This is a genomic window from Pseudoalteromonas sp. S1727 (assembly GCF_005886375.1).
Lineage (GTDB): Bacteria > Pseudomonadota > Gammaproteobacteria > Enterobacterales > Alteromonadaceae > Pseudoalteromonas > Pseudoalteromonas haloplanktis.
In genome coordinates this window covers 31,247-52,182 of the sequence record NZ_PNDT01000111.1, presented here as the reverse complement: position 1 = coordinate 52,182, position 20,936 = coordinate 31,247, and the positions used below count along the sequence as shown (strand labels likewise).

The following is a 20,936-nucleotide window of genomic DNA, read 5'->3' as shown; positions in this document are numbered from 1 at the left end:
TACCAACTGAGCTAGTGCCGCTTAATACTTGTAAGCTATTATTATATCAGTGCAACAATGTCGCTTCATAACATTCTAACAACTTAACCAGTGCTACTTGGTTTATCTAAGGGGCTATGCCCTCTCAACACGGACGCATTCTACAGAGATTATTAAACGCGTCAATACAAAAAATGCTAGTTTTGAACTGTTTGATTATTTTTTATCTAAAACGGTGCGTTATTAGACGTTTACAATCAATTTTTAGTCAATTCTCCCCATGCTGCCATCAAATATTGCAGCATTGAACTCAAGGTTAAGAAGGTAGCAATGTACAATAAGGCATAACTTAAATACATCATCCAAGTATCGTACTGCCAAATCAAACCAATAATGGCTAACATTTGTGCTGCCGTTTTTACTTTACCCATATTTGATACGGCGACATTACCTCTTTTGCCCTGCTCGGCCATCCATTCGCGCAAAGCTGAAATCACAATCTCACGACTAATAATGATTAATGCAGGAATAGTCATATACATTGATTGATAATAACTAGACAGTGCAACTAATGCAGCACAGACCATAACTTTATCTGCTACAGGATCGAGGAATGCACCAAAAGGTGTTGATTGTTCAAGTTTACGAGCTAAATAACCATCAAGAATATCGGTTATTGATGCCAACCAAAAAATAAAGGCAGCCGCAAAGAAAGCCCATGAATAAGGCAAATAAAATATCACCAAAAAAATGGGGATAAGAAAAAGTCTAAATGTTGTGAGTGTGTTTGGAATATTCCACATAACTACTTGAGGATGTCTTTTTTGCTATATTCGCATGAAGGGCTAGCCCTTGTCATGCAAATGGTTAAATATCTTCTCAGCCATGTCAGAGCTGATCCCAGGTACTTGCTTCAATTGATCTATATTAGCAGCTTTTACTCCCTGCATGCCCCCTAAAAATTTTAATAATGTTTGGCGTCGCGTTGAGCCAACCCCACTTATTTCTTCTAATAATGATTGTGTACGTTGTTTTTGCCGCTTATTACGATGCCCTGCAATTGCGAATCTATGCGATTCGTCACGAATGTGCTGGATTAAATGCAGTGCTGGAGCATCGGAGTCCATTGGGATTGTTTTACGTCCACCATCTATTAATAACGTTTCCAGCCCAGGTTTTCGGCTGGTGCCTTTTGCAACACCAACTAGTAATGGCATTTTTGCATGAGGCCAAGTAGAAAAATACTGCTCAGCCCGTGATAACTGCCCTTTACCACCATCGATAAAAATCACATCGGGAATTTTATTTTCATCCACTAACTTGTTGTAACGTTTATTTAATGCAAACTCCATTGCAGCGTAATCATCACCACCAGTGATACCTGTCACATTAAAGCGACGATATTCTTTATTGTTAGGCCCTTGGGAATCAAACACCACACAGCTGGCCACAGTATTCTCACCCATGGTATGACTAATATCAAAGCACTCCATACGGCTAATATCATCAAGGCCTAACGTTGCTTTTAGTTGAGCATAGCGTTTATTAATTGAGTCTTGGGTGCTTTGCTTCACGGTAATACTATTAAGTGCATTTTTATTTGCAAGTTGTAAGTATTGCGCACGCTCACCGCGTGTGACGGTTTTTAAAGTGACTTTTCTCTCACTTATTTGACTTAACGCCTCACCCAGCACATCTGCTTCATCAATCGCAAAGGGCAAAATCACTTCTTTTGCTATGCGCCCTGTTGCACCTGGCGCTAAATAATACTGACCAAGGAATGATGCTAGTATTTCTTGCTGTTGTGAATCTTTTGGGACTTTAGGAAAGTAGGTTTTACTGCCCAGCACTTTATGATCACGGATCATCAATAAATGAATCCCATTTAGGCCATTGAGGTGAGCAAAGCCCACCACATCCATTTCAGCATAATTGCCTGAGATTGACTGCTGCTCTTGCATTTTACGCAGTAACATTATTTGGTCGCGTATTTTCGCAGCCAGTTCAAACTGTAACGCTTGGCTAGCAGCTTCCATTTTAGTAATGAGAGAGGCGATAACTTCATGTGATTTACCAGCTAAAAACTTTCTCACAAAATCGACTTGCTGGCTATATTCATCATCGCTAACTTCGCCAGTGCATGGTGCTGAGCAGCGCTTTAATTGAAATTGCAAACATGGCCGGCTACGAGCACGATAATAGGCATCTTCACATTGGCGAACTGGAAATATTTTTTGCATTAATCGCAAGCTTTCAGAAACAGCGCCTGCACTTGGAAATGGGCCAAAATACTCGCCTTTTACTTTGCGACTACCACGGTGAAACGCCAATCTAGGATGTTTGTGTGCCGTTAATAAAATATAAGGATAGGATTTATCATCGCGTAATAAAATGTTGTAGCGAGGCTGGTATTTTTTTATTAGATTATTTTCAAGCAGTAAAGCTTCAGTCTCGGTGTTAGTGAGCGTGATATCAATATCACTAATATTGCTAACCAGTGCACGCGTTTTACCATCGGTGACATTGCTTCGAAAATAGCTGCTGACACGTTTCTTCAGGTTTTTCGCTTTACCGACGTAAATAACATTGTTGTCGCTATCAAGCATCCGGTAAACGCCAGGATCGCTTGATAGTGTCTTTAGAAAGTGTACGTGATCAAATTCTGCCATGGGGCAAGACTAATGAGCGCTATCGATGTCAATCATCTTATGGCGAATAGCTAAATGGGTAAGTTCTACATCACCACCAACATTGAGCTTTTCAAACATTCTATAGCGATAACTATTCACTGTTTTAGAACTTAGATTAAGGCGCTCAGCTATATCTTGTACCTTTTCACCTTTAGTGATCATTAGCATAATTTGTAGCTCACGCTCAGATAAACTTTGAAATGGGCTTTCATCTGTGCGACCTGTGACTTGCGCTAAAGCAATTTGTTGCGCAATTTCTGGAGCAATATAGCGTTGTCCTGCATTTACGGCTCGAATAGCGTTCACCATTTCGTCAGAGCCAGCTCCTTTGGTTAAATAACCATGGGCACCAATTTGCATGACTTTGCTTGGGAATGGATCTTCACAGTGCACTGTTAACACAATGATTTTCACATCTGGGCAATAGCGGCAAATCTTTTTAGTCGCTTCTAATCCGCCAATACCTGGCATATTCATGTCCATTAGCACAATATCAGGCGAGTGTTGGCGGCAAAATTGCACAGCCTCTTCACCTGTTTTAGCTTCACCAATTACTTTAAACCCACGAACATCATCTAAAATACGTTTGATACCCGTTCGTACGAGTTCATGGTCATCAACTAAAAGTACGTTAATCAATGGGACACCCTCATATAACCTAACAGCATGTCATTGTGACAACTTAATACAGCACACTAACACAGAAAATCTGAAACGATAACTCTAATATCGTCTCAGATAACTAAATTTAAGATGATGCTTTTTCACTAAAGCGGTCTACCCACAATGCTATAACGCCATCGCCGGTAACATTACACGCGGTGCCAAAGCTGTCTTGTGCCAGATAAAGTGCGATCATCAACGCCACAGCTCCTTCGTTAAACCCTAGCATACTGGTTAACAAACCTAATGCCGACATCACGGCACCGCCTGGAGCTCCCGGTGCTGCAATCATCACAACACCTAACATCATTATAAATGGCAACATACCAAATAGTGAAGGTACATCCATGTTAGGTGATAAAAACATCACCGCCATAGCACAGGTAACAATAGTAATAGTTGAACCTGACAAATGTATAGTGGCGCACAGTGGTACAGTAAAATTAGCAACATCTTCTTTTACATTGTTTGCCTTGCTCGAACGCAGCGATACAGGAATTGTCGCCGCACTAGACATGGTGCCTAAGGCCGTGAAATAAGCTGGCAGCATATTTTTAATTAATTCAACAGGATTACGCTTTAATAGTACGCCGGTGCCGATATAAAGAATACTTAGCCAAACCCAGTGCATAATAAGTGCCGCAATTAACACGATACCGAATGTTTGCAAGGTATCAACAACTGTGCCTGCGACCGTCATTTCAGCAAATACACCTGCAATATAAAAAGGTAAGGCTGGAATGATCACTTTTGCTAATAAGCCGTCAATCACGTCACGACCTTGATCTGATACTTTTCTCAGCGTTTCTAGTTGCAACTGGCTCATACCAATACCAAACACGAATGCTGTCGCAAGTGCAGTCATCACACCCATCAGAGGGGGGATCTCTAAATCAATAAAACTGGCTACTTCAGTGGCGACTTCCGCTTCAAAGGTTAAGCCGCCATCGAACAGCGGAATAATCGCACTAACAGCCAAGACTGCTAGCGTGCCAGCAATAACCGTTGAACCATAAGCAAAGCCAACGGTTTTGCCAAGTAAGTGACCCGAACCTTTTGGTAAACCCGCGATACCCGAAGCAATAAAGAACAAAATAATCAACGGAATCGTGAAAGTGATCAACTGGCCAATTATTTCTTTTATTGTGTATAGGAGTTCAACTCCAGTCAGTGGAACATACAGACCCACTAAAATACCGCCCAATATGCCGGCAATTAATTTTAATATTAATGTCATTGTGATCACTTTATAAATTTTGGTGGATGTGGTTTTAACATGTTTTTAATTACTTGTATCATAAAACCGTTAAATAGCAGCTTGTTTGCACAAAATACCATCACTTTTATCATTTAACACCCAGCCTAATTACCTCGCCGTAAGAATATAAACTCATCACTTCGCAGCGGTCAAAATAAGTGTCGATTAGCTATCTTTAAGCAACATGACCTAACGCATACTCATTTTCTTCTGCTCAGGTTTACTAGCAACCGGATGGTGACTTGACTAAACCTATAGAACTAAGCTGTTTTTATTTCATTCAATTATAAGTCGAATAGATATATCTTATAGCCAAACTTTACTTTAGTTTTTTTAATACAGCAGTAAAGTGTCATTATTACAGATCGATTACTTAAAATCGGTCCCGATTGAATAAATTGCACCTAAGGGAACATTATGTCTACAATTTTTGAAGATAACTCACTCAGTATTGGTAATACACCATTAGTAAAGCTAAACCGTGTAACTACTGGTAATATTTTTGCTAAAGTTGAATCTCGTAACCCTAGTTTTAGTGTTAAATGCCGTATCGGTGCATCAATGATCTGGGAAGCTGAAAAATCAGGCCAACTCACTAAAGATAAAGAATTGATTGAACCAACGTCAGGAAACACAGGTATTGCACTTGCGTTTGTAGCGGCTTCTCGTGGTTACAAACTAACCCTAACAATGCCAAATACCATGAGTCTTGAGCGTCGTAAATTGCTAAAAGCACTCGGTGCGAATTTAGTATTAACAGATGGGGCGAAAGGCATGAATGGCGCAATTGAAAAAGCAAAAGAAATTCAAGCCAGTGATCCTGAAAAATTCATTTTATTACAACAATTTGAAAACCCAGCAAATCCAAAAATTCACTTTGAAACAACAGGTCCTGAAATCTTCGAAGCAACTGACGGTAACGTTGATTTCTTCGTCGCTGGCGTTGGTACTGGTGGCACAATTACCGGGGTTAGCCGTTATTTGAAACTTGAAAAAGGCCTTGATGTTAAATCAATCGCTGTAGAGCCGACAAACTCACCTGTTATCAGCCAAACCTTAGCGGGGGAAGAAATTAAGCCTGGTCCCCATAAAATTCAAGGGATTGGTGCAGGTTTCATCCCGGGTAACTTAGATCTCAGTGTCATCGATGGTGCTGAACTTGTTTCAAACGAAGAAGCCATTGAAATGGCTCACAAGCTTATGAAAGATGAAGGTATCTTAGTTGGTATTTCATCAGGCGCTGCGGTTGTAGCAGCCAAGCGTATTGCTGAGTTGCCTGAGAATGCAGGTAAAAATGTCGTGGTTATCTTGCCAAGTGCAACTGAACGTTATTTATCAAGCCCACTTTTTGCTGAAGAGTTTTCTGAGCAAGAACTTGTTCAATAACATTATTGCTTTTATAAAAGGATGCAAAATGCATCCTTTTTTATTATTTATTGCCTTAACCGCACTAATTTTTATCGTAAACTTTACATCTGCCACATTTCATCACACACTAAATCATCACTAATAAGTCTATTTATCTAATGAAATTATTTTTAACTCTATTTGCTGCTACATTTTTATTGTTAGTAAGTGGCTGCGGCAATGACGATACACCAAGAGGTGAGAAAAACACGCCAGGAAATAGTGCTGCCCTGTTCTTTGATACACTTTATAACGAACAAGATCTTACTAAAGCCAGTACGATGGCCACCCCAAGAATGGCGCGGATCATGATGTCATATGGTACATCCAAGCAGTTTGCTCGTAATTTAGTCAACTTACAATACGATAGCGTGGTGATTGAAGTTGATATGACAAATATGAGCTTAAGAGAGCAATACGGTGAGACAGCTAATATCAACTTAATTTTTACTGGCCAGTTTAATGGCAATAAAGTCGATGATATGCGCAGCGTAAAAATGGTCCGTAAAAAAGGCAATTGGTATGTTGATAAAATTAATGCCGATCCCTTTGCACGTTAAAAAGTAGTAATTACCAAAACTAGCTTAGCGCTGGTTAATTAACAAAAAGCCTTGCAGATGCAAGGCTTTCTTTATTTCGGCGTAAATCAATTACCCTAAAGTTATAATTCACCCGCTTTATAATTATCGACTGCAATGGCTTGCTTACGTAAATTATTAGCTCCGTGCAGTTTTTCTGCTTGTTCATCAGTGATCAACTGCTTTTTACGTGCACTGTTAATAGCAGTTTCAATATCATGGTTACGATTAAGCGTGCCCTCACGTTGCCATTTTTTCAATCGTTTGAATGCCGCGCTTGTATCATGCATGGCTATAAAGGCATTTTCCATCATCCCTGTACCTGCATTTTCGTCCACATGACATAAATGGGTTAGACGATTTCTAAATACCCCGGGTTGAGTCATATGCTCACAGATTTCTTGTGCAATCTCATCACTCGGCCTTTGGTAGTGGTTACCAAGCGGAAATACGATACGTTTAAGTATGAAATTAACAACTGGGTTGGAGAAGTTTTTAAAGAAGCCGTCAAATGCTTGGCCTATTTCAAACAGTGATAGCTCCACCGCATATTTAACAAAAGGCAGGTCAGCCTGTTGACGTCCTTCATCTTCAAAACGTTTAAGAACACAAGATGCCAAATACAAATGACTTAACACATCACCTAAACGCGCTGAAATCATCTCTTTGCGTTTAAGCTCGCCACCAAGGACTAACATAGCTACATCAGTACTAAACGCAAGCCCACGGCTCATTCTTCCAAGTTGCTTATAATAGCGTGCTGTAGCACCACATACCGGCGATTTTGCAAAATAGCTACGGGTTAGGCCGTGCACAAATGCCATACCCGCGTTAGTAGCTGCAAAGATAATATGTTGCAACAACAGTGCATCGAACTCTTTTAATGCTAAATCATCATCTTCCATTGCCGCAGCTTCCATTTCTTTGAGTACAAATGGATGGCAACGTGTTGCACCTTGACCAAAAATCATCAAATTACGGGTTAAAATATTTGCCCCTTCAACTGTGATTGAGACCGGAATACCCATGTAGCCATGGGCTAAATAGTTATTTGGTCCAACTTGTATTCCTTTGCCTGAATGAATATCCATTGCATCATTCATCACTGTACGACCCATTTCGGTCATATGGTATTTAGCAATAGCCGTGACCACAGACGGGCTTAATTTAAGGTCGATTGCGCCTGCAGTCATTAAACGACATGATTCTAAACTATAAGTAAGCCCGCCAATACGTGCCAGTGCTTCTTGTACGCCTTCAAACTGACCAATAGATACACCAAATTGTTGGCGAACTGTGGCATACGCAGATGTCATTCGAGCACATAAGTGACCTGTTGCACTGCTAAGCGCAGGTAATGAAATACCACGCCCTGCACTTAAGCATTCGACCAACATGCGCCAGCCTCGCCCAGCACCTTGTTGACCACCAATGATCCAATCAAGCGGAATGAATACATCTTTTCCGTACGTTGTACCATTCATAAACGCCATATTAAGAGGAAAGTGACGCTCTCCGGTTTCAACGCCTGGGTGATCTGTGGGGATCAGCGCACAGGTAATACCAAGTTCTTTTTGTTTACCTAGTAAGCCATCCGGATCATACATTTTAAAAGCAAGACCAAGAACTGTCGCCACAGGAGCAAGTGTAATATAACGCTTTGACCAATTTAAGCGCAGGCCCAACACTTCTTTACCTTCAAACTCACCTTTACAGACCACACCAGAATCAGGAATACTGCCTGCATCTGAACCGGCTTCTGGGCCTGTAAGTGCAAAACAAGGCACATCTTGACCATTAGCTAAACTGGGTAACCAACGTTGCTGCTGTTCTTTGGTACCATAATGTAATAACAATTCACCCGGGCCTAAGCTGTTAGGTACCATAACGGTTACAGCGGCGGTTAAGCTTTTAGTCGCAATTTTAGCAACTATGGTCGAGTTTGCGATTGCTGAGAACTGCCGACCACCAAATTTTTCTGGAATAATCATCGCAAAGAACCCCTGCGTTTTTAAGTAATCCCATACCTCTTTTGGCAAGTCTTTATCTTTTTGCACTATTTGATAGTCATCAAGCATTGCTAATAGTGTTTCGACTTCGTTGTCTAAAAATGCTCGTTCTTTCTCACTAAGTTCGGGTTTTGGGTAACTATGTAATAGCTGCCAATCAGGATTACCACTAAACAGCTCTCCATCCCACCACACATCTCCGGCTTCCATCGCCTCTCGCTCAGTTTGCGAAAGCGGCGGAAGTACTTTTTTAAACATTTTAAATGTCGGGCGGCTAACTAAATTTAAGCGAATATCTTTGACCGCAAAAATAACGATGACGACCACCAGTAACAAGATAAATACTGACATGAAAACTATCCTTATTAATTAATGAAATGCATTGGCTTAATTATGACCGATCCTTTAATAAATACAATGTCACTGTAAACTTGCATTGCCCTGCATAGTAACACCAATTCTTGATATAGTTTGCCTAACATAGAGACGCTGCTATTATCCTATGCGATAAATAACAAATATAAGGGTCAACATGACTACTCCACATTTTAAGCGCAGTCTGAGCGCGATAATGGTTGCCAGTACATTGGCATTAACTGGCTGTAACCAAGAAGCAAATAACACTCCAGCACAAGCTGCTACTGGCCCAGCACTGGTAACTGCAAACGATGCACAAGCTTTTTTAGATGCCACAGAGCAAGAGCTCAGCGCGCTATACTTAGAATCCAGCCGCGCAGAATGGATTTACGCAAACTTTATTACACATGATACCTCGGCACTATCCGCAGAAGTAAACCGTAAAATGACCGCCGCGGTGGTTCGTCTAGCAAACGAAGCAGCACGGTTTGACTCACTTGAGCTTGATTACGATGCTCGTCGTAAGCTCGATAAATTAAAATTAGCCCTCACTTTACCTGCTCCACAAGATGCCGAAAAAACAGCAAAATTATCACAGCTTGTGGCTGAACTTGGCGGTATGTACGGTAAAGGAAAATACTGTAAAGACGACGGTAGCTGTTTAAGCCTTGGTGATATGACAGCAACAATGGCCACCAGTCGTGATTACAACGAGCTGCTCGATTTATGGCAGGGCTGGCGCCAGGTTTCAAAGCCAATGCGACCACTGTATGAGCAGCAAGTTGTGTTAACCAATGAAGGTGCTAAAGAGCTTGGTTATGCTGACACAGGCGCAATGTGGCGTAGTAAATACGATATGCCAGCGGATGACTTTGCAACAGAGCTTGATCGTATCTGGGGCCAAGTAAAACCACTGTATGACTCGCTGCATTGTCATGTTCGTGCCAAGTTGGGTGAAAAGTATGGCGAAGATAAAGTACCACAAGATCAACCAATTCCTGCACATTTATTAGGTAATATGTGGGCACAAACATGGGGCAATATTTACGATGTCGTTGCGCCTGAAAATGCCGATCCTGGCTATGACGTCACCGCATTACTCGCCGAGCATAACTACGATGAACTAAAAATGGTGCAAGGCGCTGAGAAATTTTTTACATCAATGGGCTTTGCACCTCTACCTGAGACTTTTTATGAACGTTCGTTATTCACCAAGCCTGCTGATCGTGATGTTCAATGCCACGCCTCTGCGTGGAATATAGACAGCAAAGACGATCTGCGCATAAAAATGTGTATTCAGCGTACTGGTGAAGAGTTCTCCGTTATTCATCATGAGTTAGGTCACAACTTTTATCAACGCGCTTACAACACCCAACCGCTTTATTATCAAGAAAGTGCTAACGACGGTTTCCACGAAGCCATTGGCGATACCATTGCGCTTTCGGTAACGCCTGGTTACTTAAAAGAAATTGGTTTATTAGAGCAAGTTCCTGATGAATCAAAAGACATTGGCTTACTGATGAAAATGGCGCTGGATAAAGTCGCGTTTATACCATTTGGTTTACTTGTGGATCAATGGCGTTGGCAAGTATTCTCTGGTGCGGTAACGCCTGAAAACTACAATAAGGCATGGTGGGAATTACGTGAAAAATACCAAGGTGTAAAAGCACCTATCGCACGAAGCGAAGCTGACTTTGATCCAGGTGCAAAATACCATGTGCCAGGTAACACACCGTATACCCGTTACTTCTTAGCGCATATTTTACAGTTTGATTTTCATCGTAGTTTATGTGAAATTGCTGGTAACAAAGAAGCCATTCATCGCTGTTCAGTATATAACTCTAAAGAAGCCGGTGAAAAACTCAATGCGATGCTAGAAATGGGTTCAAGCCGCCCTTGGCAAGAAGCATTAGCCACCATAACAGGTAAGCCTGAAATGGATGCAACAGCCCTACTTGATTACTTTGCACCACTGCAAAAATACCTTGATGAGCAAAATAAAGGCCGTCAATGTGGTTGGTAAGTAAACTAGTTAAATAGCAAAAATGCAAAAGCCCGCTCAATTGAGCGGGCTTTTTTAGTATTGCAGTACTAAATTTACAGTTTGATTAGAACTGTAAGCTTACATTTGCAAAGTAAGCGTCATAACCAGAATCATCCCAGTTATTACCGTAACCTGCTTTTAAACCAACATTTTTGTTGAAGAAATGTTGAGCACCAAACGTGTAATCATCGTTTTTGTTAAATGTAACAAACGCTGATGTTGCTTTAGTGAAGTAGTAGTTAGATTCTAACTCCCATGAAGATGAGCGATTATCATCATCTGATACAGTACCTTCAACAGTTAGGAAGTTACCTTGCTTAAGATCCATGAAGTATTTAGCGTTCACGGCGCGGTAATCAAACTCGTCATCAGATGTTACGGTGAAACCGATGTAATCTGTGCTGTTTAACTGGTGGTTGTATGCTAAATCAAATAAAACACGATTTTCGCCATCTTCAACATCGATAAACGTTGCTTTTAAAAGAAGATTTGGATTAAAGAAGTAACCCGCAGACAGTTTAATTTCGTCTGTGCTTGAACCAGCGTCAAAGTCATTATTGCTGTACTCAGCACCTACAACAAAATCTTGTAAAAAATACTCACCACCAATGGTAGCTACATCATTTAAATCATCATCGCTGTATGCACCATAAACATTAGTTTGCTTATTGATATACTCGAATTGGTCGTAAGGACCTAAAGTCGTTTTTGGAGAGAAGTAATACGTTGAATCAATGCTCACTTTGTCATTGCCATCAGTATCCATATATCCTAAATGGCTAATTGACTGATAGTTGTCCGCAGCAGTCGCGGCGCTTGAAAGAAGAATACTCGAAATAATAACTGCTAATTTTTTCATAAAGATTTCCCTATTTTACATTGTTGATTGCTACATGTTTTAACCGATTGGCTAAGACGGGGACATGCTAACGCGAACAAACTGAATGGAAACTTAACTAAGTAATTGTATTAATTATGAAAATGTAAAATTTTGTAGGTTATTGTAAAAATAATGTGGCCATTATTGAAACAATCGCCACAATCCATTTATTCTAATATTTACAGTGCATATTGACTAATGATGCGATAAACATCATTGATGTTATCACCGGATTTGAAATCTTTACTAATTGGAGTTGGATCAGAGCCAACCCAAATTTTTAATTCCGCATCTAAATCAAAGTGCCCAGCACTTTCTTTACTAAACTTAGTAATTTTTGAATAAGCGATACTGATCATTTCCATTTTTGAGCCTGTTACTCCCTGCTTGTCGAGTAAAATTAAGCGCTTATTAGTAAAAATAAACATATCGCGCACAACTTTATAGGCTTTTTCTACTTGCTCTCCCTCAATCAAGGTATTCGCTAGTACTTTTTCTAAATCACCGTCATCAACTTCGCTGGCATTGCCCATTAATCCACTTAATAAACCCATTATACTGTCTCCTGTTTAAAAATTTGATTCTCTAATGTGTGTCCATTTACTAATTGACGATATCGCCACCCTTGCTGATAACAATATTGTAATAGCGTTATATCAAAGGGTGTGGCTGCTTTTTGATACTCAACAACATATTCTTTCGCTTGGCTCATATAGACCTTAGATACCCCTGCCAATGCCTGAATTTTTGCCTCAACATCAGCATATTGCTCATTTAATAACAAGGTAATAAAGCCAGTTTGCTGTTCATTGCTATTATTTTGCTTGGGGTGCGCGGTGAGCTTTCCTTTATCAAGGTGCAGTACATGTGAACATAACCGTTCTAGCTCGGTCAGATCGTGTGAGCTTAAAATAAACGTCGCCTCAGAACTTAATTCTGAAACTAATTGACGTATTTCACGAGCATGAATGGGATCAAGCCCTGCGGTGGCTTCATCCAGCATCACAATTTGCGGTTTACCGATCAGTGCCTGCCCTATTGTGACCCGTTTGCGCATACCATGCGATAAATCATCGGCGCGTTGCTTCGCTGCTTCCGCTAAGCCTACAAGCTCCAAAACACGGATTGCTTCAGCTTGACTTTGTTTACTTGAAAGCCCTTGCAACTGGCCATAAAACGCGAGTTGATGAGAAATACTAAAACGGGGATCAAGTTGCGCATCTTGCGGCAGCGCACTGAGTTTGCCAAATAACTCACTGCTGCCAGGGTTATAGCCTAAAATGCTGAGCGTGCCTTTAGTTGGTAATATATAACCACATAACAGGCTAAACAATGTGGTTTTACCTGCCCCATTAGGTCCGACTAACGCAACTGGCGCACCTTTTTGAATCTCAAAACTCACATTATCAAGTGCTAATTTACTGCCGAACTGCTTAGTTAAAGCTGTTGCCTGTATTAATGTGCTCATAAGGAACTCCTTGCAAAAATACGCTGGGCTAGGGCTAACATAACCACAGTTTGAATAACGGGAATACCTAAACTATTAAACAATCCTGCATTCTGCCCCGCCATTTGATCTAACTGTACTCCAGGAAAAATATAATCAAGCATGGCCATTGCGGGAATTTGCCAACTCAATAGACCAACAACAATATTTCCGCCAGCAAAAAATAACACGGCCAGCACCACGGTTAAACGTGCCGAACGCGCAAAGGTATTTAATAAAGTCATCAGTGCTATAAAGGGTAAAACGGCTATTAAAAGGTAACAGAACAACATGAAACTGCGACTAAGCCCCGTCATTAATAATGCCGGCTCACGAAATGCCATTACCGCGACAGCCGCTACTAAGGTCACAATTAACAGCGCGGCCAAAATAAACACTTGCCCTAAAAACCGACCAAATAGCATTTCGTTACGGGTCGCTCTTAAAGATAAAAATCTAAGCGTGCCTCGCTGCTTATCACCAACGAGTTGGTCACTGCATAAAAATAAGCAAAAACTGGGGAAACTGTATAATGCAATTAACCAATACATGGCAAGCTCAGCCTCAGGCCAATCGAGCAATTTACTTAATCCTATAGCACCAAACACTTGCTGTGCTAATTCGGCTATCTCGGGAGAGCTGATCAAACTTACCGCTTGACCAATTGGATAACGTAAAATGAGTAACCAACAAATTGCAAAAGCAGCAACAGCCAGCAAGCCACGTTTAGTCAAAAATAACCTTACCAATTCAAACTGGGCAATGTTTAATAATCGCTGTGGGTGTAATTGTGACACAGGTATTCCTATTTAATTGATATACAGCTTACACTAAGTGCAAACGTGTTGAATTACTAGCAAAAAAAAGCCCACCGAATGGTGAGCTCTGTAACAATAGATTAAAATGCAACAAGCAAACGCTTATAAATGTTGCTTATATACGTCCAATGCCTGTGTTAAATCAGTAATTAGATCATCAACATCTTCAAGACCAATATGTAGGCGGATCACCGGGCCCAACTGCCATCCTGTCGCTGAGCGTAGACCTTTCATCGTTAAATTAGCGGTCACTAAACTCTCAAATCCCCCCCATGAAAAGCCCATTTTAAAATGCTCTAGATTATCTAAAAAAGCATCAATCGCCTCTTGATTACCTTCTTTCATTACAAATGAAAATAAGCCATTGCTGCCATCAAAGTCACGTTTGAAAAACTCATGGCCTGGGCAACTCTCAAAAGCGGGGTGACGAATATGATCAACTAATGGATGCTGCTCTAACCAGCTTGCCACTTCAATTGCGGCTTTCTCATGCTGCTTTAAACGCACAGCCATAGTACGTAACCCCCGAAGTGCTAAATAAGCATCATCCGCAGAGGTACACTGACCAAGTAAGTAAGATTGCTCCCGTAATCTTGGCCAATATTTTTTATTTGCAACCGCAACGCCCATCATCACGTCAGAATGACCAACAATATATTTAGTCGCCGCTTGAATGCTAATATCAACACCGTGCTCTAATGGGCGATAATGCAAGCCATTACCGTAGGTATTATCAAGCATGGTCATCACGCCGTGTTCATTAGCAACGGCAACCATTGCCGGTACATCTTGTACTTCCATGGTGATAGAGCCTGGTGATTCTAAAAATAACACCTTGGTATTTTCTTTGATCAGCGTTTTAATATCTGCGCCAATTGTTGGTGGATAATAGGTAGTTTCAACACCAAAGCCAGCTAAAATTTTATCGCAAAAATCACGGGTTGGTTCATAAGCATTATCAACCATTAAAATATGATCGCCAGCTTTCACAAAAGCCAGTAATGCACTACTAATTGCCGCTGCTCCGCATGGGTACAATGCGCAGCCTTCTCCGCCTTCCAATTCAGTAATTGCTTCTTGCAGTGCAAAATGTGTAGTAGTACCACGGCGCCCATAAAATAACGTTTTATCACCCCGTTTTTTTGCCGCATCCTTAAGCTCAGCCACAGAGTCAAACACAATGGTTGACGCACGTTGTACAACAGGGTTAACAACGCCATGAGTATAGGCTTTTTTACGTCCAGCACTGACTAACTGCGTATTTTTATTACTTGTCGTCATGATTAATCCTTAAAAATATGTCATCAAAACTTGCATTAAAAAATGCTTAATCGTTTAAATTACACCAGTGGTCAATTAGATACCGTGATATAGAGTCGGTGCGAGGTAACTTTAAATGGGTACCTTCGTCATGCCAATTACCAAAGCTTTTTATTTCTTCTCGGCTAAACCACTGGGCATCATCAAGCTCGTCTTTATCAACGTGAATATCTTCAGTGACGGCTTCCGCAATAAAACCTAGCATAATTGATGAAGGGAACGGCCAAGGTTGTGAGGCAATATAACGAACATTGCCAACGACAATACCAGCCTCTTCCATCACTTCCCGTGCAACCGCTTGTTCAAGGCTTTCACCGGGGTCAACAAAACCCGCTAAAGATGAATACATACCCGGCGCCCATACAGCTTGGCGACCCAATAAACAGCGCTCAATACCATCGGCGAAAGTACGCGTTACCACCATGATCACCGCAGGATCTGTGCGTGGAAATGTTTGGTGTTTACATTGCTCGTTGCTACATAAACGCGAGTGGCCTGCTTCGACAAGCATATTTTTGCTGCCGCATCGTCCGCAAAAACAATGTGTTGCATGCCAGTAGCACAAACCTCGCGCGAGGGCTGCCATTGAGCCTTGTTCAAGCGCAACATTCACCCCATAACGGCGAATATCAACAAACTCAGCATTGCCAATCAACTGTGTGACTAGCGCATCATCTAATTGGCTAACATCAAGTGCAAAATGGCTCGTTTGCTGCTCATCTAAACCTAAGAATATCGCCTCAGATAAATCTAAATTACGCACCGTTGCGAAGCTCAAAAATGTCACTACATAACTATTACTATCAAATAAGGTTTGACTGTTTTTCACCAATAGCCAGCGGCTTTGCTCATTGACTTGAGCTGCTAACCAATTTGGCTCTTTACGTAAATTTGATGCTCGATTTAACGACATTGCGGAGTAATTAAGCATGCTCGTCCTTTTTATTATTTAGATGGCTAAAACTACCACAACACTCGGCCAAACCCAATTGTTAGCCACTGATAAAAAGGCAAAAAAAAAGCCCTTACGGACTTTTTTGAACACACAATAAATTCTTTTTACAATTACAATGTAGCTAAATGAGCCTGTAATTTTTGATTTTCTGCTTCGATATGCTGATAAAACTCTAAATCGTCAAGTTTACTTGCTGCTGCTTTATCAATCACAATCACAGCATCTTTATGCAGCTGAAGCGCAGATGCCGGACATTTAGCCATTAATGGCCCTTCAATCATGGCATGAACTGCATCGGCTTTATTTTCACCGGTAGCAAGTAAAACAACTTTTTTCGCTTCTAAAATTGTGCCAATACCCATGGTTATTGACAAATGGGGTTGATATTCATCCGCGGCAAAAAAACGCGCATTATCATCAACAGTTGCTTTAGTTAGCGTTTTTACGCGAGTACGTGAACGCAGCCCTGATGAAGGTTCATTAAAGCCAATATGACCATTACGGCCAATGCCTAATAATTGCACATCAACGCCACCCGCTGCGGCTATCTTATTTTCATATTCTTTACATGCAGTGATTGGATTTACTGCATCGCCAGGTGGTACAAAGGTATTCTCTTTATTGATATCAACATGATTAAATAGTTGCTCGTTCATAAAATAGCGGTAACTTTGTGGGTGCTCACCCGTTAAACCTAAGTACTCGTCCAAGTTAAACGTTGTCGCTTGTGAGAATGAAATATCACCCGCTTTATTTTTAGCAATTAATAGTTGGTATAACGCAACTGGCGTAGAGCCCGTTGCTAAACCGAGCACTGACGTTGGTTTTTTTTGTAATTGGGCTGCGAAAATATTTGCGCCATATGCAGCTACTGCTGCTGCATCATTTAAAATTACTATTTGCATATTTGTTTGCTCAGTTATTAAATTAGTTGATGAAAAAATGGGATCTAAGTCCCAATTCCACGTGCAATCGAATTGGGCCTTAGATCAAACCAAACAGGGATACACTGTTTGGCCAATACCATTATGACAACGCTGTCATTATTACCATTTCATTTTAGTTTGTAAAGTAAAAGTGAATAAAAAAATTATTTTTACTGTTTTTAGTTGTGCGTTTTATACGCTAACAAATATTTTACGCTTATACATCCAGTGTAAAACAAGGATTTGTACTAGTAACAAAGCAGTAACGCTAAGCAATGGTTGCCAAAGCTCAGGAACTGCATTAATAAAGCCACCGAATACACTACGACTAATAAAAGCCCAATCGACTAAACTAGACGCTAAATAGATGATAATTGAATTTGCGCCAATTATAACGAATGGGTAAGCTAGTTTTTGACCATTTAAAATATCAACTAAAGCATAGAATACAGCAAGTAATATAGCGCTCCAACCTACAGTGACAAGTACAAAAGAGCTCGTCCATAACTCTTTATTAACCGGGAATTGAAGATCCCACAACCAACCAAAGCAGACACTAATTACGCCGGCAATAAATAAGATCCCTGCTGTTTTCCATTCGCCAATTTGCTGTGCTCTGCTAACAAGTTGCCCTGCAAACACACCAATCATGGCATTTATAATGGCAGGAAAGCTCGATAATACGCCCTCAGGATCGACAGGTCGATTTTGATAGCTAATACCGGGTAAAAAGTGTGTATCAAACCACGCATTCCAACTGCCTTGCGCACTCAAATCCCCTGCTGTACCACCGGGCACTGGGATAAAACACAGTAGAATCCAATAACCAATTAATAAACCGATGGCAGTAAATACTTGGGTGCGAATACTGGTATGCCATACTAACATGGCACAAAAAAACCATGCGATAGCAATGCGCCCAAGTACACTGGTGTAGCGAATTTCATCTAACGCTAAAGGAATACCAGTTCCCCACCCGTGGTTGTACATTATTCCTAATAAACATAATAACAGTAAACGCTTAACCGCTTTACGGTAGTAAACTTTGCGCTCATCCCATGATAGGTGATCAATACGCTTTGGTGCGAGCCCCATCGCCACGCCCGATAAAAAGATAAATAATGGAAAAATTAAATCGTAAAATGTAAAACCATGCCAAGCACTATGTACAGTATGTGCTTCAAAAATTTTCCAGCCTGTCCAGCCTGTTAAGACAAATAAAGCGGCAAAAATAGATTGCCCCCCCAAAATCCAAAACATATCCATACCACGTAAAGCATCCAGTGATGCTAGACGCTTTTTAACCGGTTTTTCGCTGTGTGTTGTTGTCATTTTATTTTACTCTTAAAACAAAAAAGCCCCGCGATACAACGGCGGGGTTTTTTCCAGGGAAACGTTAGATTGCAATTCCAGCAATATAAGTTGCTTTGACATACTGCTGTTCATCGAGCACGACAAAGTCAGCATCAAAGCCATCAAGTAAACGTCCCTTGTTCTTGAGGTTCAAATATTGTGCCGGATACAATGCAGCCATCCGTAAGCTTTCGCTTAGGCTAACATCTAAAGTATTAACAGTGTTGCGCACAGCGCTTGCCATATCTAAAACACTGCCCGCTAATTCGCCAGTGCTTGAATTTAATCTATCTCCGGTACGAATTACTTTTCGCCCATCAAAGAAATCAAATTCCATATCATCAGTGCCCACAGGTGGCATTGCATCCGTAACCAACATAATTTTGCCACGTTGCTTTGTACGAATTGCTAACTGCGCAGATAGAGGGTGCACATGGTGGCCATCAACAATCAATCCACACCAACTGTTATCATGCCAAAGTGCGGCACCAACAACACCTGGCTCGCGCGATGTAAATGGCGACATAGCATTGTATAAATGCGTAAAGCCATCAGCGCCGGCATTAAGTGCAGCGATAGTTGTTTGATAATCGGCATTTGTATGACCGAGTGATACTTTCACACCACACGCAACTAAACGCTCAACATCGGCAATACTGACGTTTTCTGGCGCCAAGGTGACCATTTTGATGCCTAAATCTTGACGAGCATAAATGGCAAACTCTTGCTCGCTGATCGGGCGAATAAATTGTTCACTATGAGTGCCTTTTTTTGGAAAAGATAAGTGCGGGCCTTCAAAGTGAATACCTAATACTCCCGAAACACCTTCACTGATAGCTTGCGCCGTTGCATCTGCGGCGGCTTGCATGATTTCAACTTTATCTGTAATTAACGTTGGCATCAGTGCAGTTGTACCAAATTTCCCATGTGCTTTTGCGATACGGTCTAAGCAATCAGTGTTTTGCTGTGCGTTGAAAAATGCTCCACCACCGCCATTGACTTGAACGTCAATAAAACCGGGAGCAACAAGACCATTTAGCTCTATTACTGACTCAGTAGTTGTTTCTTCAAGCTTAAATACACCATTTTCAACACTAAATAATGCGTTATCAACAAAGTTTTCTGCGGTAAATAGGCGCGTAGCGCGATAGAAGGTTTTCATTACAAGGCTACCTTTTGATCTTGTTCAAGTACCGATTGCTGGGCAAAGTAAATAGCCCCCATTTCTGGCGGTTGTTTTGGGATTTCGACCAGTTTTGCAATTTCAGGATCAAGCCATTTATTTAATGGCTCAGCAAGACCACCAATCATAGATAAACGTGGTGGATTATTTTCTAATAAACGATGTGCTAATTGACTCACGTAGGCTGCGCCATCTTTTACGATAGCCAATGCAATCACGTCACCTTGGTGCGCCGCATCAAAAACATAGCGAGCAAGCTTAGCATAACTGCTGGACGGCTGCCCTGCCATTTGCTCTGCTATATCCATTGCATTTATTGCATTAAAATGATTCTTTATTACTGGAGTCAAAGCTGTTTGCGGACCTAAACCATCTAGCTCAACTAGCACCGCTTTAATAGCCTCAAGCCCCATCCAAGCGCCGCTCCCTTTATCGCCTAAAGCAAAACCGTGACCACCATAGTTCACCGATTGCCCTTTGACATGTGAAAAGCCACATGAGCCAGTGCCCGTAATAATAACGGCCCCATCACCGCCTTCATGAGCGCCGATGCATGCCGTATGTAAGTCTGTAGTTAAAAACATTTGTTTGAATGGATGTTCCCATTCTGTTATTTTTTCATACAAACTTGGTAAATTAACGCCTGCTAACCCTAAGCCAGCATAGATTTGGTGAATAGTTTCTAACTGTAAACCGGCATCACGCATAGCCAGTTGTGTAGATACCATTATTGACTCTAATGTGCGCTCTAACCCATGTAATGGATTCGCGGGGCCACCTAGACCAGTTCCTAATACCCCATGTTGTGTAGAGTATATAGTTGCACGGCATTTAGTTCCGCCACCATCGATACCAATAAACAATTGGTCCTCATTCGCACTCTTAGCCATCATTTAACGACCTCTAACCTTCGTTTAATATTTGTATTAATCGCACCTTTTTTTATTATCTTAATGCGATTCACCCTCAACCCATGTTGAATTAATGTTACACAACAAATGACAGCGTTGTCATTATATTTTTTATAAAA

At 41.1% G+C, this 20,936-nt stretch carries 18 protein-coding genes; 3 read left to right on the top strand and 15 right to left on the bottom strand.

From position 1 onward, the window contains the following. Window positions 1–236: 236 nt before the first annotated feature. From pgsA to CWB85_RS19460, 4 genes are all read right to left on the bottom strand, one after another. A complete protein-coding gene (gene pgsA, locus CWB85_RS19475) occupies window positions 237–782 on the bottom strand; it encodes a CDP-diacylglycerol--glycerol-3-phosphate 3-phosphatidyltransferase (protein ID WP_138555770.1) in 546 nt (181 codons plus the stop codon). Between the two features lie 42 nt (window positions 783–824). Beyond that, window positions 825–2,648 carry an excinuclease ABC subunit UvrC gene (uvrC, locus tag CWB85_RS19470; RefSeq protein ID WP_138555769.1) on the bottom strand — a complete coding sequence of 608 codons (1,824 nt, stop codon included), beginning with the start codon at window positions 2,646–2,648 and terminating at the stop codon, window positions 825–827. A gap of 9 nt (window positions 2,649–2,657) precedes the next feature. Beyond that, the gene (uvrY, locus tag CWB85_RS19465) at window positions 2,658–3,308 is read right to left on the bottom strand and encodes a UvrY/SirA/GacA family response regulator transcription factor (RefSeq protein WP_016707677.1); all 651 of its coding nucleotides are present in this window, start codon (window positions 3,306–3,308) and stop codon (window positions 2,658–2,660) included. 109 nt (window positions 3,309–3,417) lie between these two features. Then, window positions 3,418–4,569 carry a dicarboxylate/amino acid:cation symporter gene (locus CWB85_RS19460; protein ID WP_138555768.1) on the bottom strand — a complete coding sequence of 384 codons (1,152 nt, stop codon included), beginning with the start codon at window positions 4,567–4,569 and terminating at the stop codon, window positions 3,418–3,420. A 438-nt stretch (window positions 4,570–5,007) separates the two neighbouring features. Here CWB85_RS19460 and cysK point away from each other — a divergent pair, with 438 nt between their 5' ends. Together cysK and CWB85_RS19450 are read left to right on the top strand one after the other, a co-directional pair. After that, entirely contained in the window at window positions 5,008–5,976 is a 969-nt protein-coding gene (cysK, locus tag CWB85_RS19455; protein ID WP_016707680.1) for a cysteine synthase A, read from the top strand. 140 nt (window positions 5,977–6,116) lie between these two features. Next, entirely contained in the window at window positions 6,117–6,557 is a 441-nt protein-coding gene (locus tag CWB85_RS19450) for a hypothetical protein (RefSeq protein ID WP_016707682.1), read from the top strand. Window positions 6,558–6,658: 101 nt separating this feature from the next. Here CWB85_RS19450 and CWB85_RS19445 read toward each other — a convergent pair whose 3' ends face one another. Further along, window positions 6,659–8,935, bottom strand: coding sequence for an acyl-CoA dehydrogenase (locus CWB85_RS19445; RefSeq protein ID WP_138555767.1), 2,277 nt, complete (start codon window positions 8,933–8,935; stop codon window positions 6,659–6,661). Window positions 8,936–9,116: 181 nt separating this feature from the next. Here CWB85_RS19445 and CWB85_RS19440 point away from each other — a divergent pair, with 181 nt between their 5' ends. Further along, a complete protein-coding gene (locus CWB85_RS19440) occupies window positions 9,117–10,964 on the top strand; it encodes a M2 family metallopeptidase (RefSeq protein WP_138555766.1) in 1,848 nt (615 codons plus the stop codon). A gap of 85 nt (window positions 10,965–11,049) precedes the next feature. Here the strand turns inward: CWB85_RS19440 and CWB85_RS19435 are convergent, their stop codons facing one another. The 10 genes from CWB85_RS19435 to nagK all read right to left on the bottom strand — a co-directional run bounded on the left by CWB85_RS19435 (window position 11,050) and on the right by nagK (window position 20,799). Continuing rightward, entirely contained in the window at window positions 11,050–11,844 is a 795-nt protein-coding gene (locus tag CWB85_RS19435) for a putative porin (protein ID WP_138555765.1), read from the bottom strand. Window positions 11,845–12,044: 200 nt separating this feature from the next. Continuing rightward, window positions 12,045–12,419: a PH domain-containing protein gene (locus tag CWB85_RS19430; RefSeq protein WP_016707686.1), complete on the bottom strand. Its 375-nt coding sequence runs from the start codon at window positions 12,417–12,419 to the stop codon at window positions 12,045–12,047. Beyond that, window positions 12,419–13,333 carry an ABC transporter ATP-binding protein gene (locus CWB85_RS19425; protein ID WP_016707687.1) on the bottom strand — a complete coding sequence of 305 codons (915 nt, stop codon included), beginning with the start codon at window positions 13,331–13,333 and terminating at the stop codon, window positions 12,419–12,421. The genes CWB85_RS19430 and CWB85_RS19425 overlap by 1 nt, the downstream gene beginning before the upstream one ends. After that, entirely contained in the window at window positions 13,330–14,148 is an 819-nt protein-coding gene (locus CWB85_RS19420; protein ID WP_016707688.1) for a DUF2705 family protein, read from the bottom strand. Before CWB85_RS19420 ends, CWB85_RS19425 begins: the two co-directional genes overlap by 4 nt. Window positions 14,149–14,271: 123 nt before the next feature. Beyond that, entirely contained in the window at window positions 14,272–15,450 is a 1,179-nt protein-coding gene (locus CWB85_RS19415; protein WP_016707689.1) for a cystathionine beta-lyase, read from the bottom strand. A gap of 46 nt (window positions 15,451–15,496) precedes the next feature. Continuing rightward, the gene (gene nudC, locus CWB85_RS19410) at window positions 15,497–16,420 is read right to left on the bottom strand and encodes an NAD(+) diphosphatase (RefSeq protein ID WP_016707690.1); all 924 of its coding nucleotides are present in this window, start codon (window positions 16,418–16,420) and stop codon (window positions 15,497–15,499) included. 134 nt (window positions 16,421–16,554) lie between these two features. Next, window positions 16,555–17,349 carry a glucosamine-6-phosphate deaminase gene (gene nagB, locus CWB85_RS19405; RefSeq protein WP_138555763.1) on the bottom strand — a complete coding sequence of 265 codons (795 nt, stop codon included), beginning with the start codon at window positions 17,347–17,349 and terminating at the stop codon, window positions 16,555–16,557. Between the two features lie 213 nt (window positions 17,350–17,562). Continuing rightward, complete coding sequence (gene nagX / locus CWB85_RS19400) at window positions 17,563–18,702, bottom strand: transmembrane glucosamine N-acetyltransferase NagX (protein ID WP_138555762.1); 1,140 nt, start codon at window positions 18,700–18,702, stop codon at window positions 17,563–17,565. Window positions 18,703–18,766: 64 nt separating this feature from the next. Continuing rightward, window positions 18,767–19,885, bottom strand: a complete 1,119-nt coding sequence (nagA, locus tag CWB85_RS19395) for an N-acetylglucosamine-6-phosphate deacetylase (protein WP_138555761.1) — start codon at window positions 19,883–19,885, stop codon at window positions 18,767–18,769. After that, window positions 19,885–20,799: an N-acetylglucosamine kinase gene (nagK, locus tag CWB85_RS19390; RefSeq protein WP_016707694.1), complete on the bottom strand. Its 915-nt coding sequence runs from the start codon at window positions 20,797–20,799 to the stop codon at window positions 19,885–19,887. Before nagK ends, nagA begins: the two co-directional genes overlap by 1 nt. Between the last annotated feature and the right edge of the window lie 137 nt (window positions 20,800–20,936).

Excerpts from the sequence above, each read along its gene's own strand:
- pgsA (WP_138555770.1), bottom strand. The coding sequence starts at position 782 with ATGTGGAATATTCCAAACACACTCACAACATTTAGACTTTTTCTTATC.
- uvrC (WP_138555769.1), bottom strand. The coding sequence starts at position 2,648 with ATGGCAGAATTTGATCACGTACACTTTCTAAAGACACTATCAAGCGAT.
- CWB85_RS19460 (WP_138555768.1), bottom strand. The coding sequence starts at position 4,569 with ATGACATTAATATTAAAATTAATTGCCGGCATATTGGGCGGTATTTTA.
- cysK (WP_016707680.1), top strand. The coding sequence starts at position 5,008 with ATGTCTACAATTTTTGAAGATAACTCACTCAGTATTGGTAATACACCA.
- CWB85_RS19450 (WP_016707682.1), top strand. The coding sequence starts at position 6,117 with ATGAAATTATTTTTAACTCTATTTGCTGCTACATTTTTATTGTTAGTA.
- CWB85_RS19445 (WP_138555767.1), bottom strand. The coding sequence starts at position 8,935 with ATGTCAGTATTTATCTTGTTACTGGTGGTCGTCATCGTTATTTTTGCG.
- CWB85_RS19440 (WP_138555766.1), top strand. The coding sequence starts at position 9,117 with ATGACTACTCCACATTTTAAGCGCAGTCTGAGCGCGATAATGGTTGCC.
- CWB85_RS19435 (WP_138555765.1), bottom strand. The coding sequence starts at position 11,844 with ATGAAAAAATTAGCAGTTATTATTTCGAGTATTCTTCTTTCAAGCGCC.
- CWB85_RS19430 (WP_016707686.1), bottom strand. The coding sequence starts at position 12,419 with ATGGGTTTATTAAGTGGATTAATGGGCAATGCCAGCGAAGTTGATGAC.
- CWB85_RS19425 (WP_016707687.1), bottom strand. The coding sequence starts at position 13,333 with ATGAGCACATTAATACAGGCAACAGCTTTAACTAAGCAGTTCGGCAGT.
- CWB85_RS19415 (WP_016707689.1), bottom strand. The coding sequence starts at position 15,450 with ATGACGACAAGTAATAAAAATACGCAGTTAGTCAGTGCTGGACGTAAA.
- nudC (WP_016707690.1), bottom strand. The coding sequence starts at position 16,420 with ATGCTTAATTACTCCGCAATGTCGTTAAATCGAGCATCAAATTTACGT.
- nagB (WP_138555763.1), bottom strand. The coding sequence starts at position 17,349 with ATGCAAATAGTAATTTTAAATGATGCAGCAGCAGTAGCTGCATATGGC.
- nagX (WP_138555762.1), bottom strand. The coding sequence starts at position 18,702 with ATGACAACAACACACAGCGAAAAACCGGTTAAAAAGCGTCTAGCATCA.
- nagA (WP_138555761.1), bottom strand. The coding sequence starts at position 19,885 with ATGAAAACCTTCTATCGCGCTACGCGCCTATTTACCGCAGAAAACTTT.
- nagK (WP_016707694.1), bottom strand. The coding sequence starts at position 20,799 with ATGATGGCTAAGAGTGCGAATGAGGACCAATTGTTTATTGGTATCGAT.